The sequence below is a fragment of the Acinetobacter tibetensis genome, from assembly GCF_023824315.1.
GTDB classification, from domain to species: domain Bacteria; phylum Pseudomonadota; class Gammaproteobacteria; order Pseudomonadales; family Moraxellaceae; genus Acinetobacter; species Acinetobacter tibetensis.
The window spans coordinates 581,883-594,299 of record NZ_CP098732.1 but is presented as its reverse complement, the minus strand read 5'-3'; the positions used below and the strand labels follow the sequence as shown (position 1 = coordinate 594,299).

Here is a 12,417-nt window from a genome sequence, read left to right as displayed (position 1 = left end):
AGATCAAGAGGTTATCAACAAATTAAAGGGGCGTATCTCAATGCGCACTTTATGCTCATCGGCATGCTGATTGATATAATGCTGCACAGCAACAACCTCTCCTTCTAATTGTGCATCGGGTCCATACATAATTTTGACAGATTCACCAATTCTTGGAATCATTTCTAGCTTTACAGTGATCCGCGCCTGATTCACACCCACAATTTCTGCAAGCATCGTCCTATTCCTTTTTTATAATGACTTGTTTTTATTAGGCAACTAAGTCCTGTTCATTTAAAGATAAATTATGTAACACCAGTCTTTTCCATAAAAATTATGCAATAAAAAAGACCGCATAAAGCGGTCTTTTTTAAATCATCGAAAGATGATTAAGCAGCTAATGCGCCTTTAGCTTTTTCAGCCAAAGCAGCAAATGCAACTGCGTCATGCATAGCGATGTCAGCAAGTACGCGACGGTCGATGATTACTTGAGCTTTTTTCAAGCCATCGATCATGCGGCTGTAAGACAAACCGTTTAGACGAGCACCAGCATTGATACGCGCAATCCATAGAGCACGGAATTGACGTTTCTTCTGACGACGGTCACGGTAAGCGTATTGACCCGCTTTGATTACTGCTTGGAACGCTACGCGATATACGCGTGAACGAGCGCCGTAGTAACCTTTAGCACGAGCAAGAATTTTTTTATGACGGCGATGAGCCTGTACACCACGTTTTACACGAGCCATTTATAATCTCCTTAGATGTATGGGCACATACGACGAACTGAAGCAACGTCACTCACGTGAACCATTACACAGCCGCGCAATTGACGAATACGCTTAGCAGATTTTTTGGTCAAAATGTGGCGTTTGAACGCTTGTTTACGCTTGAAACCGTTAGCAGTCGCTTTAAAGCGTTTAGCTGCACCACGGCGAGTTTTCATCTTAGGCATAACAACCTCTTTTGAACACCTGTTCGGAACGTTTGCACCATTGCAAGACGACCTGCAGGTAAGGGAGCCAGTATTCTAATCGAACTTTGCCTAAAACAAAAGCAAATAATGAGCAAAAAAAGGAAGCTTAGTCTATTTCCTACTAAGATTTAAGCGATGATTTTATCACCTAGACTTAACCCAAGTCGTATAATGCCGCACTCCGATACCGAGACTTCTCTATAGTTACACTCAATCAATTTTGCCTTACTCTTGCCATTCTCATTCAAGAAATTATTGCGGCATATTCACTGTATAAGATTACCAAAGATCCGCTCACTCTCGGTTTCATTGGACTTGCCGAAGCCATTCCATTTATAACCCTTTCACTATGGGGTAGTTATTTTTCCGATCGCTTTAACAAACAAAGCATTATGAAAATTTGCCTATGCTTTGCAGTACCACTCCCCCTCGTTTTATGGAGCTTATTTCATGCTTTTGGCTTAGGGCATCTTGGCGTAACAGGCTTATCTTGGGGCATTTATGCCGTGATTTTTGCTTTAGGTACAATTCGTGGATTTTACAATCCTTCAGCCACCTCATTAAAACCCTTTTTCATTCCACGTGAGCTATATGTCAATGGGGCCACATGGACCACGATTGGCTGGCAAAGTGGCGTTATCTTAGGTCCAATGTTGGGTGGGTTTATGCTTGTATTTCTGGGACGAGAAACCAGTTTACTCAGTGTTGCCGTATTGCTGAGCCTCTGCTTTATTCTGATTAACTTATTACAGAAACGCAGCTTCCCAAGTATTGAAATAGAGAACTTATGGGCAAGCTTAGGCGATGGATTTCGTTTTATTTGCGACACCAAAATTGTCTTATGGGCGATTTCACTTGATTTGGTTTCTGTTTTATTTGGTGGTGTCATTGCCCTCCTTCCTATTTTTGCCGAAGACATCTTAAAAACAGGCCCTGAAGGTTTAGGCTATTTACGCACAGCTCCATCAATTGGTGCATTGATTACCATGATTGCCCTCACCCGATTTCCACCTACACGCAATGCTTGGCGCAACATGTTACTCGCTGTGGCTGGATTTGGGTTTTTCACCTTCGTCTTTGCTTTTTCCAGTCATGTCTGGCTGTCACTATTAGCTTTAGCCATAACAGGTGCTTGTGACAGTATTTCAGTCGTGATACGTCAAACCATCTTACAAATTTATCCACCTGAAAATATGCGTGGGCGCGTTGCAGCAGTAAACGGTATGTTTGTATCCAGTAGCAATGAATTAGGTGCTTTTGAATCTGGGCTTGCAGCCAAATATATGGGCACCATTATGGCAACCGTGTTTGGCGGCTGTATGACCATGCTTGTGGTCAGACTGAGTTGGTTAAAAACTTCTGATTTATTTGGCGTCGATATTACTCAAGAAAAAGACCAATAAAACATGAATTTAGACTTGCCAGTATTTTCAAATCAGGAAATACTGGGCGATAATTCAGCCACCATTATGCATGAGCATTCTTGAACGAATGTCATCTCTGATCTTATGAAACAACTGATTTGTTTTTCCTTGATTCTTAGTTTTCCTTTTGTACATAGCTACAGTGCGGAAAAAGCCAGCACCTCACAATTGGCGGTACAAAAAAGCACTGCACTGCCCGCCCATTTAACCACACGTATTCAATGGACGACCTTCCCTCAGCCGCAATATAACCATGATGATTTAAAAGGACAGAATCGTGCGGCAATCTTGCGTATTTATGCTGATGAAACAGGAAAAATCACTCAAGCCAGTGTTCAAGAAAGTACGGGCTTAAAAAACTTAGATGAAGTTTTACTTCAAGCTGTACGTCAAGCTCATGTTCAGCCTTATAAAGTCGAAGATACTACGCTTCCCATTATTGGCTATCAAACCTTTAGTTTAAATCTGGAACAGGACCCATCTGAGTGTAATTATAGCTTTAATTCTAAAAACTGGATGGCACAGCAGCAGCAACAAAAAGTTAAATTTTCCTATAAGACCCAACCCCAACTTGAACTCAATCGTGATGATTTAAATCAACATGATCGTAAGATCAAGTTTAGCTTTAAAGTAGATAAACACGGTGCGGTCAAAAAAGTAAAAATAAATCAAGGCTCTGGCATTTATGCACTCGACCAAAATATTGTACAAGCCATTTCCAAGAGCCAAATTACAGTGAAGCGCACCGCAAGCACTTTATGGCTTTATAAAAAATCTAGCTTTAAAGATGAAATTCAATTCAAACTCAACCAATGCTCATAAGAAGGTTCTAGGGAGGATTTTTACCTCCCTATTCTTCACTGAACAGCTTTTCCAATTAGAACCACCCTAGAAAAATAAGATAAAGTGCGAGATAACGCCCAGTTTTCGCTATGCACACCATCAACAAAAAACGCAGAAAATTTTCTTTGAGCAATCCTGCAATCAAGGTAATGGGATCTCCAATAATAGGCACCCAGCTCAACAATAACGACCAAAAACCATATTTTTGATAAATTCGCTGTGCTTGCAGCATTTTCTGTTCTGAAACAGGAAACCATTTTTTATGCTTGTAGTGTTCAATCTTAAAGCCTAAATACCAATTGACGCATGAGCCTAAAATATTACCGATACTGGCTACTGTTATCAGCAATCCAGCAGAATAACTTCCATTTGCCAACAATCCCAATAACACCGCTTCAGATTGCAAAGGCAGTAAAGTGGCTGCACCAAATGCTGAAAGGAATAAAAGCCCTAAAGTCCACATGAGGTTATGAAGACAAACCTAACTTTTTCTTTGTCAAAAAATATTCATAACCTGACCAAATAAATGAAAACACCAATAATAAACTACGCGCCACAGTGTATTTATCTGCAATCGGCTCAATAGCAGCTCGCAATAGTGCTTGATCCTTAGTATTCAGTAACTCAACAATTTTTTGAACATGCACGGCTTCTGCGACGAATAAAATACAACATCCTACAATTCCCACAATAATACTGATATAAATTCTAGGGTTTGCTTCGATAATTCGAGTTAAATTTAAAAAAAATGCTTTCATCACAACCTACTGATTTTCAGGTTTGAAAATCATAAAAAATGCTGGGTAAGGAGCAGATATTAACATACTGATGCTCTCAGCCTAAGAAAGGATATCCCCCATCAATGATACGAACAAAAATAAAGGAAGAACACGTGGATAAATGGAACAACGATTCGGAGGAAATAAAATTCGCCTGAAGCTTTTAACCCAATTTGTATCCTCAAACAGCAGGTGGAACAGCTTTAATTACCGTAGCTGTATTTTAAATAGAAAAATACTCTTTCTTAAGAAAATCAAAATATACAAAAGACTTTGTTGATAGATTTATTCCCTCACAGGAGAATCACTCTCAAAACATCGTTGATGCCACGCATAAGCTTTAGGGAAGTTAATTAAAATCAAAAATTAAGGGCTTAATTCATGGCAATCTTACGGAAATCACACATCCAAGACAAACATGTGTGAACTATTTTATAACTGGTTCATCACTCTAAATGGCGATTTACTTTATTGTTCAAAAGAGGGTTTAACTGAGAAACATAAATCCAAAATATATAAATTTAAGCCTGTTAGGAATATAAATTTTGTGGAGGTAGATCGCTTTTAAACCATCTACCCCAAACTTTAAACTTTAAACTTTAATTGCTAAAGCTTTCTGGACGGCTGGACGTGCGGTCAAACGCTCGACATATTCTTTCACATAAGGATAATCTTCTAATTGAATCTGCTGCCACTCGTAGCGCAAAATCCACGGTAATATTGCCATGTCTGCAATCGAATATTCTCCAGCCACATATTTTTGACCGATCAACTGCTTATTCAATACACCGTATAAACGTTTAGTTTCATTCACATAACGTTCTGTTGCATATGGAATTCGTTCAGGTGCAAAACGACTAAAATGATGGTTTTGCCCTAACATTGGCCCTAAACCGCCCATCTGCCACATTAACCACTGCTCCACTTCAACGCGCTCTTGTTCATCTGTTGGATAATACAAGCCTGTTTTTCGACCTAAATATTGCAAGATCGCGCCTGATTCAAATACCGATATCGGTTCACCCTTCGGTCCATCTTGATCAACGATGGCAGGAATTTTATTGTTTGGCGAGATCCGTAAAAAATCAGGCTGGAATTGATCATTCTCTGAAATATTGACTGGGAAAATTTGATATTCCAAACCCATTTCTTCTAAAGCAATCGTAATTTTATGACCGTTGGGTGTGCCCCAATAATACAAGTCGATCATTGTTATTTCCTTTGTTTATTCACTTCTTTGGGATACACCATAGCATAATTAAACATGATTATTTTGATGTAATTTTATAAACTGTTTAGCACTTATTCATATAAAAACACGCTACACAAATGCATAAAATCATAGATATTCCTAGCCCAATCAACTTACAAGACTCACTTCATGCAATACAGTGGGCAAATGAAGCCAACTTTAAGCGACCTTATCGACAACAGTTTTTTGCTTATTATGTATCTCAAATTTTAGCCGACCTTAAACAAGATATTCGTATTTTAGAATTAGGCTCTGGCCCTGGTTTCTTTGCATATGAGCTCTTAAGTAGACGACCTAGTATTAATTATACAGCCGTCGATTTTTCAGCAGCTATGCATAACTTAGCCAAACAACGCTTAGCGGCTATTCCCCATAAGTCCGTAGATTTCATCCTAGCTGACTTTAAACAACAGGATTGGTATACAGTACTCAATGGTCAACGCTTTGACTATATCGTGATTCATCAAGCTTTACATGAACTTCGCCATAAAGCATACGCCTGTGATTTTCATAAAAGTATTGCACAACAAGTCATCCAACCCAATGGCTCTTACTTCATTACAGATCACTTGGCTCAACCTGATGGAAATATGAAGAATCTCGAACTGTATATGACCAAAGATGAACATATACAAAGCTTAAGTAATGCTAACTTTAGGAATATTCAGATTGGACTTGAGATAGAAGGCTTATGCGCTTTGCAAGCAACTTTATCAGGTCATAATCAAATTGGTTAGCAATCTTCTCTTCATGTTGCAATAAAAAAAGCACTGCATAGGCAGTGCTTTTTTAAGATCAATGGATCATTACTTTTTCTTTTTAGGACCAAGTAACATACCCATTTGACGACCTTCCATCTTTGGTGCTTGCTCTACAATACCAAATTCAGCCACATCTGTTTCAATTTTCTGTAATTGAGCCAAACCTAACTGTTGGTGAGCCATTTCACGACCACGGAAGCGTAATGTGATTTTTACCTTATTGCCTTCTTCAAGGAACTTGATAATTGCACGTAATTTTACGTTGTAATCACCAACATCAGTACCAGGGCGGAGTTTGATTTCTTTCACCTGTACTTGATGCTGTTTTTTCTTCGCTTCTTTCTGCTTTTGCTTTAGATCAAACAAATGCTTGTTGAAGTCCATGATTTTACAAACAGGCGGTTCAGCGTTTGCTACGATCTCAACCAGATCAAGCTCAACACTTTCAGCAGCGCGCAATGCATCTGCCAAGCTTACAATACCTTTTTGCTCACCATTTTCGTCTACAAGACGAACTTCTTTCGCACGAATTTCATCATTCAAAGCAGGACGGTTTGATTTGTTACCGCCCTGTTGATTACGGTCAGGCTGTTTAATCGCTGTTACTCCACAATGTACCGGCCGCGTTCGGCAACGGCTGCTTTTACTAAGTCAACGAAAGCGTCGATTGACATAGTACCCAAATTTTTTCCAGAGCGGGTACGGACGTTTACAGTACCTTCCTCTACTTCACGGTCTCCAAGGACCAATAAGTAAGGAATACGCTCTAATGTACGTTCACGAATCTTAAAGCCGATTTTCTCATTTCTCAAGTCTGAAATCGCACGGAGACCGTTTTCTTTAAGTTTCGCAACGACAGACTCACAAGCTTCTGCTTGCGAATCGGTAATGTTCATCACACATGCTTGGATTGGTGTTAACCAAGGTGGCATAAAGCCCGCATAGTGTTCAATAAGTATACCAATAAAACGTTCAAAACTACCAAGAATTGCACGATGCAACATTACAGGTTGATCACGGTCATTATCTTCAGTGACATATGACGCATCTAAACGTTCTGGTAAATTGAAGTCACATTGGATTGTACCACATTGCCATACTCGACCTAAGCAGTCTTTCAACGAGAATTCAATTTTCGGACCGTAGAATGCCCCTTCACCTGGTTGTAACTCCCAAGCAAGACCAGCAGCATCCAAAGCATCTGCTAAAGATTTTTCCGCCATATCCCAAAGTGCATCATCACCCACGCGTTTTTCTGGACGTGTAGACAATTTCATTTGCACGTCTTCGAAACCAAAGTCTTTATAAACATCTAAAGTCAGTTTAATAAAGTCAGCAACCTCTTTACCAATTTGTTCTTTGGTACAGAAGATGTGTGCATCATCTTGGGTAAAGCCACGTACACGCATAATACCGTGCAATGAACCTGATGGCTCATTACGATGACACGAACCAAACTCTGCTAAACGAATTGGCAAATCACGGTAAGACTTCAAACCTTGGTTAAACACTTGCACGTGACATGGGCAGTTCATTGGCTTCACAGCATAGTTACGACTTTCAGAATGGGTCGTAAACATGTTGTCTGCGTAGTTTGCCGCATGACCTGATTTTTCCCACAACGTAAAGTCTACGATTTGTGGCGTTTTAATTTCGAGATAACCATTGTCTTGCTGAACTTTACGCATGTATTGTTCAAGCACTTGGTAAATGGTCCAACCATTTGGATGCCAGAACACCATACCCGGTGCTTCTTCTTGCATATGGAACAAGTCTAAAGCTTTACCAATTTTACGGTGGTCACGCTTTTCAGCTTCTTCAATACGCTTGATATAAGCCGCAAGCTGTTTCTTATCCGCCCACGCCGTACCATAAATACGTTGTAACTGTTCATTCTTTGCATCCCCACGCCAATAAGCGCCTGACATTTTAGTCAGCTTGAATGCTTTTAAAAATTTAGTATTTGGTACGTGTGGACCGCGACACATGTCCAAATAGTCTTGATGGTAGTACAAGCCCATTTGAGTTTCATTTGGCATGTCTGCAATCAAGCGTAATTTATAATCTTCACCACGCGCTGTGAATTCTGCAATCACCTCATCGCGTGGGGTCATTTTTTTAATGACATCATAATCTTGGTCGATGAGCTTTTTCATACGCTCTTCGATGGCAGCCATGTCTTCTGGCGTAAATGGCTTTGCACTGAAAATATCGTAATAGAAGCCATCTTCAATGACTGGACCAATCACCATTTTCGCTTCAGGGAACAATTGCTTAACTGCATGTCCCACCAAGTGAGCGCAAGAGTGACGAATAATTTCGACACCTTCTTCGTCTTTAGGCGTAATAATTTGAAGGCTTGCATCCGTGGTAATTAGGTCAGATGCGTCGACTAAGCGACCATCGACTTTTCCTGCAACTGTATTTTTAGCAAGACCCGGACCGATGCTCAGTGCAACGTCCATCACAGATACGGCTTGATCAAATTGTTTTTGATCGCCATTTGGCAAAGTGATAATTGGCATAAAAAAAATCCTTAAGGAGTGATGCCCCGTACCATGGAGCATGTCACCGCGAGATTATGATCGAGGTAAAACCTCAAAAGATAAAAACGGTGGATAAAAACTGCTAAGAATTTTACACGGGTTCAGGGTTGGATAAAACCTTTTAACTCGATAAATCTTATCCCAATCAAAAAATTGTCATTTTTTATGCATTTGAACCTTTTAGAATGATTTTCAATCTTGATGTCATGCATATATTTTTATTCGCTATAGTTTTCTGCATTGACAAATGAGATTAAAAAACAAACACACCTTCTACTTTTTCATATATATTTGAATTTAATCACATTTATGAACAAAGATTCAAAAAACACCAACTATTGAATATTTTTACATAAAATTCATTACTTTATAAAAAAGTAACCCCTCGACTAAAGCATAAATGCAAGTCCAACTTGAAATGCTTATCTTTAAAGCATCGATGATAATAAATATACATGGAGTTGTTAGATGGTTGCTGCCTACGATGAACTACCGCGCACCCCAGCGAATTTTGTTGCACTTTCACCCCTGCGTTATTTAGAACGCGCCGCTTATATTTACCCGAATCAAGATGCAATCATTCACGGTAAGCGACGTATCAGTTGGCGTGAAACCTACAATCGTTGCCGCCAATTTGCACAGCAGTTACAAAAATTAGGCATCGGTAAAAATGATACAGTTTCAGTACTGTTACCCAATATTCCAGCCATGCTTGAAGCCCACTTCGCAGTGCCGATGATTGGTGCCGTATTAAATACCCTGAATACACGCTTAGATGCTAAAACTATCGCATTTATGCTAGAACACGCTGAAACCAAAGTACTTTTAGTTGACCCTGAATTCGCACCACTTGCCAAAGAAGCTTTAAGTTTAGTTTCACAGCCAATTTACGTGATTGATGTGGATGATGAAGAATACGAACAATGTTTTTCCACTCCGATTGGTCAAATTGAATATGAAGACTGGCTCGCAGAAGGCGATGCTGAGTTTGAATGGCATTTACCCAGTGATGAATGGGATGCCATTAGCCTGAACTATACTTCGGGTACGACAGGCAACCCTAAAGGCGTGGTTTATCACCATCGCGGAGCATACATTAATGCGGCCAGTAATATCATCGCTTGCGGTATGACACCACGTGCCACCTACCTATGGACTTTACCGCTGTTCCATTGCAATGGTTGGTGTTTTGCTTGGACCATGGCTGCCAATGGCGGTACTAACATTTGCTTACGTAAAGTTGACCCTGAATTGATCTTTAACTTAATTGCAGTGCATAAAGTGGATTATTTCTGTGGCGCACCGATTGTGTTATCGATGTTAATTAATACTCCAGAACAGAAACAAATTAAGTTTGAACATCGCGTCGAAGTCATGGTGGCAGGTGCAGCGCCCCCTGCTGCGATTATTGAAGGGATGCGTAATATTGGCATTAATGTCACACATGTCTACGGTCTCACGGAAACTTATGGGCCTTCTGCCCTTTGTGCGTCTCAAGCAGGCTGGAGTGAATTAAGTATTCAAGAACAAGCGCAACTGCATTCGCGTCAAGGTGTTCCTTATCCGCTGCAAGATGGTATGAAAGTGCTTGATCCAGAAACCTTAGAACCTGTGCCTAAAGATGGAACAACAATGGGCGAAATTATGTTCCGTGGTAACATTGTCATGAAAGGTTATCTGAAAAACCCTGAAGCAACCACAGAAGCCTTTAAGGGTGGTTGGTTCCATACAGGTGATTTGGCAGTTTGCCAACCTGATGGTTATGCCAAAATTACCGACCGCTCCAAAGATGTCATTATTTCAGGCGGCGAAAATATCTCTTCTTTAGAAGTGGAAGAAGTCTTGTATCGACATCCCGCCATTTTAACGGCCGCGGTGGTTGCCAAACCTGATCCGCGTTGGCAAGAAGTCCCTTGCGCCTTTATCGAGCTCAAAGCAGGCAAAGAAACTACCCCAGAGGAAATCATTGAATTCTGTAAGCAACATCTGGCACGCTTTAAAGTCCCTAAAGATGTGGTGATTACGGAAATTCCAAAAACTTCGACAGGCAAGCTACAAAAATTTGTCCTGCGCGACTGGGCCAAAGAGCGTACAACGGGCGAGTTTAGTTAAGCACTCAGTAGACCGCACGGACAAATGTCCTCACATAAAAAAGCGACCTTAACGGTCGCTTTTTTATGTCTAAATGACTTAATTATCTGAAATTAAAGCCACTTGCTGAACGTAGTTAAACAACTTCAAACGCGAAGCTTTAAGTTGCTCCTCATCAGCCTGCTGTTTCATATCACGGTGGATACGCAATATGTGCTGACGAATGGTATGACGTTCCGCGGCATTATACGTTTTTGAAAACTCATTAATGACCACATCACCATCTTTGATCATACGATCGACCCAACGCTGCAATTGAGCAGTTTTTTTCGCGCCTTGTTGCGGTGTCAAATAAGATAAAATCACAGTTTCATCTTCATTACGCAACAACTTACCAATGCGTAAAAATTGGCGACGACGAGCTTCATTTGATGTAATCAGTTTCACATCCAAAAGTGCTTCAATCAAACGCTCTTCAACAGGTAAGTTTTGAATTTGTTTAGTGTTCAACTCTGCAAGTTGAGAACCTAAAGATGCCATACGTTGTACGGCTTTTTTCTGTTCAGTTTTACTTGCACGTCCTTCTAAAGATTCAAAGTCTTCGTCAGTAAAACGGTTCGGTCGACGTGCCACGATTAATCTGCCTCGTAAAATTTTGCTGCAAATAGTGCTTGAACTTCAGATAGGGCTTTTTCCTGATCTGCGCCTTCAATCACTAAACGTAAAGTGGTGCCTTTACCTGCGCCAAGCATCAGTAAAGACATAATGTTTTTCGCATCGACTAATTTATCACCTTTTCCAATCTGAATAGATGATTTGAATTTGGTGGTTACTTCAATGAGTTTGCCAGATGCACGCGCATGTAACCCTAGTTTATTAATTACGTCAACAGTTGTGTCAATCATGACCAATGCTTCATTTCTCGATGTAGGACCTGAATAGACCAATTCGCTTCAAGTGCTTTTTTGAGTCTATCCACAATATAAACAGAACGATGCTGTCCACCTGTACAGCCGATGGAGACCGTCATATAGTGACGATGCCCCTCGGCAAATGCAGGTAACCACTTGTCCAAAAAATGATAAATGTCTTTAAACATTTCATTGGACTGCGGGCTTTGTTCCAAAAATTTTTGTACTGGTACATCTAAACCAGAATATTTCCGCAACTCCAAATCCCAATGCGGATTCGGTAAATGACGCACATCAAAGACATAGTCAGCATCTAAAGGAATGCCATGTTTATAGCCAAATGACTGCAAAATTACAATTAAGTTATCGGACTGTCCAAGTTTAGACAATAAAGTATGCTTCAAATCATGCACACTTTTATCAGTTGTATCAATATGTACTGTAGAGCGTAATTGTATCGGAAGTAATAATGTTTTTTCTTCCTGAATACACTCATTCAAACTTTTAAAACGATTCGACAATGGATGCGGGCGACGTGAAGCACTAAATCGTGCAATTAACTCCTGATCCCGCGTGGTCAAATAAATAATATCGACCGCCCCATGTCTTAATAATTGTTCAAAAACATGATCAAACTCCTGCAAATCTGCACGAGTACTCCGAACATCCACCCCTAAGGCCAATTGTTCGAGATTATTTTCACGATCCAGTTTCGCCACAATCTCTGGCAGCAATGCCAAAGGCAAATTATCAATGCAGTAATAACCTAAATCTTCCAGTACCTGCAATGCAGATGACTTACCTGAACCAGATTGTCCTGTCACAATCAAAATGCGCTTCATGGCAAAGCTATTC

General features: G+C 40.2%; 15 protein-coding genes. 4 read left to right on the top strand and 11 right to left on the bottom strand.

The features are described 5' to 3' along the window. Positions 1-3: 3 nt before the first annotated feature. The 3 genes from M5E07_RS02875 to rpmI all read right to left on the bottom strand — a co-directional run bounded on the left by M5E07_RS02875 (position 4) and on the right by rpmI (position 934). Entirely contained in the window at positions 4-216 is a 213-nt protein-coding gene (locus tag M5E07_RS02875) for a hypothetical protein (RefSeq protein ID WP_116761395.1), read from the bottom strand. Positions 217-368: 152 nt separating this feature from the next. Next, a complete protein-coding gene (gene rplT, locus M5E07_RS02870; protein ID WP_004675688.1) occupies positions 369-728 on the bottom strand; it encodes a 50S ribosomal protein L20 in 360 nt (119 codons plus the stop codon). Positions 729-739: 11 nt separating this feature from the next. Then, positions 740-934: a 50S ribosomal protein L35 gene (gene rpmI / locus M5E07_RS02865; protein ID WP_004278281.1), complete on the bottom strand. Its 195-nt coding sequence runs from the start codon at positions 932-934 to the stop codon at positions 740-742. A 221-nt stretch (positions 935-1,155) separates the two neighbouring features. On the opposite strand from rpmI, the gene M5E07_RS02860 reads away from it, so the two are divergent. Together M5E07_RS02860 and M5E07_RS02855 are read left to right on the top strand one after the other, a co-directional pair. Further along, the gene (locus M5E07_RS02860; protein WP_252223663.1) at positions 1,156-2,358 is read left to right on the top strand and encodes an MFS transporter; all 1,203 of its coding nucleotides are present in this window, start codon (positions 1,156-1,158) and stop codon (positions 2,356-2,358) included. Positions 2,359-2,463: 105 nt separating this feature from the next. After that, entirely contained in the window at positions 2,464-3,201 is a 738-nt protein-coding gene (locus tag M5E07_RS02855; RefSeq protein ID WP_252221740.1) for a TonB family protein, read from the top strand. A gap of 55 nt (positions 3,202-3,256) precedes the next feature. On the opposite strand, the gene M5E07_RS02850 is transcribed toward M5E07_RS02855, so the two are convergent. The 3 genes from M5E07_RS02850 to M5E07_RS02840 form a co-directional block, all read right to left on the bottom strand. After that, positions 3,257-3,685 (bottom strand): YqaA family protein, encoded by a 429-nt coding sequence (locus tag M5E07_RS02850; protein ID WP_252221737.1) that lies wholly within the window; start codon positions 3,683-3,685, stop codon positions 3,257-3,259. A gap of 4 nt (positions 3,686-3,689) precedes the next feature. Continuing rightward, positions 3,690-3,983, bottom strand: coding sequence for a hypothetical protein (locus tag M5E07_RS02845; RefSeq protein ID WP_252221734.1), 294 nt, complete (start codon positions 3,981-3,983; stop codon positions 3,690-3,692). Between the two features lie 610 nt (positions 3,984-4,593). After that, positions 4,594-5,211, bottom strand: coding sequence for a glutathione S-transferase N-terminal domain-containing protein (locus M5E07_RS02840; RefSeq protein ID WP_016166130.1), 618 nt, complete (start codon positions 5,209-5,211; stop codon positions 4,594-4,596). Between the two features lie 119 nt (positions 5,212-5,330). Between M5E07_RS02840 and M5E07_RS02835 the strand changes: the two genes are divergently transcribed. Further along, a complete protein-coding gene (locus tag M5E07_RS02835; protein ID WP_252221731.1) occupies positions 5,331-5,990 on the top strand; it encodes a class I SAM-dependent methyltransferase in 660 nt (219 codons plus the stop codon). 69 nt (positions 5,991-6,059) lie between these two features. Here the strand turns inward: M5E07_RS02835 and infC are convergent, their stop codons facing one another. Together infC and thrS are read right to left on the bottom strand one after the other, a co-directional pair. Continuing rightward, a complete protein-coding gene (gene infC, locus M5E07_RS02830) occupies positions 6,060-6,611 on the bottom strand; it encodes a translation initiation factor IF-3 (RefSeq protein ID WP_116761383.1) in 552 nt (183 codons plus the stop codon). Between the two features lie 5 nt (positions 6,612-6,616). Next, positions 6,617-8,539 (bottom strand): threonine--tRNA ligase, encoded by a 1,923-nt coding sequence (gene thrS, locus M5E07_RS02825; RefSeq protein ID WP_116761381.1) that lies wholly within the window; start codon positions 8,537-8,539, stop codon positions 6,617-6,619. A 489-nt stretch (positions 8,540-9,028) separates the two neighbouring features. Between thrS and M5E07_RS02820 the strand changes: the two genes are divergently transcribed. Next, positions 9,029-10,672, top strand: a complete 1,644-nt coding sequence (locus M5E07_RS02820; protein ID WP_252221727.1) for an acyl-CoA synthetase — start codon at positions 9,029-9,031, stop codon at positions 10,670-10,672. 78 nt (positions 10,673-10,750) lie between these two features. On the opposite strand, the gene yjgA is transcribed toward M5E07_RS02820, so the two are convergent. Genes yjgA through rapZ form a run of 3 tightly spaced genes read right to left on the bottom strand, consistent with a single transcriptional unit; the run spans position 10,751 to position 12,404 of the window. After that, complete coding sequence (gene yjgA, locus M5E07_RS02815) at positions 10,751-11,284, bottom strand: ribosome biogenesis factor YjgA (RefSeq protein ID WP_116761377.1); 534 nt, start codon at positions 11,282-11,284, stop codon at positions 10,751-10,753. A 2-nt stretch (positions 11,285-11,286) separates the two neighbouring features. Next, entirely contained in the window at positions 11,287-11,556 is a 270-nt protein-coding gene (locus M5E07_RS02810) for an HPr family phosphocarrier protein (RefSeq protein WP_116761375.1), read from the bottom strand. Further along, on the bottom strand, positions 11,553-12,404 hold the full coding sequence (gene rapZ / locus M5E07_RS02805) for an RNase adapter RapZ (RefSeq protein WP_116761373.1): 852 nt from the start codon (positions 12,402-12,404) through the stop codon (positions 11,553-11,555). Before rapZ ends, M5E07_RS02810 begins: the two co-directional genes overlap by 4 nt. Positions 12,405-12,417: the final 13 nt, after the last annotated feature.

Excerpts from the sequence above, each read along its gene's own strand:
- M5E07_RS02875 (WP_116761395.1), bottom strand. The coding sequence starts at position 216 with ATGCTTGCAGAAATTGTGGGTGTGAATCAGGCGCGGATCACTGTAAAG.
- rplT (WP_004675688.1), bottom strand. The coding sequence starts at position 728 with ATGGCTCGTGTAAAACGTGGTGTACAGGCTCATCGCCGTCATAAAAAA.
- rpmI (WP_004278281.1), bottom strand. The coding sequence starts at position 934 with ATGCCTAAGATGAAAACTCGCCGTGGTGCAGCTAAACGCTTTAAAGCG.
- M5E07_RS02855 (WP_252221740.1), top strand. The coding sequence starts at position 2,464 with ATGAAACAACTGATTTGTTTTTCCTTGATTCTTAGTTTTCCTTTTGTA.
- M5E07_RS02850 (WP_252221737.1), bottom strand. The coding sequence starts at position 3,685 with ATGTGGACTTTAGGGCTTTTATTCCTTTCAGCATTTGGTGCAGCCACT.
- M5E07_RS02840 (WP_016166130.1), bottom strand. The coding sequence starts at position 5,211 with ATGATCGACTTGTATTATTGGGGCACACCCAACGGTCATAAAATTACG.
- M5E07_RS02835 (WP_252221731.1), top strand. The coding sequence starts at position 5,331 with ATGCATAAAATCATAGATATTCCTAGCCCAATCAACTTACAAGACTCA.
- thrS (WP_116761381.1), bottom strand. The coding sequence starts at position 8,539 with ATGCCAATTATCACTTTGCCAAATGGCGATCAAAAACAATTTGATCAA.
- M5E07_RS02820 (WP_252221727.1), top strand. The coding sequence starts at position 9,029 with ATGGTTGCTGCCTACGATGAACTACCGCGCACCCCAGCGAATTTTGTT.
- M5E07_RS02810 (WP_116761375.1), bottom strand. The coding sequence starts at position 11,556 with ATGATTGACACAACTGTTGACGTAATTAATAAACTAGGGTTACATGCG.
- rapZ (WP_116761373.1), bottom strand. The coding sequence starts at position 12,404 with ATGAAGCGCATTTTGATTGTGACAGGACAATCTGGTTCAGGTAAGTCA.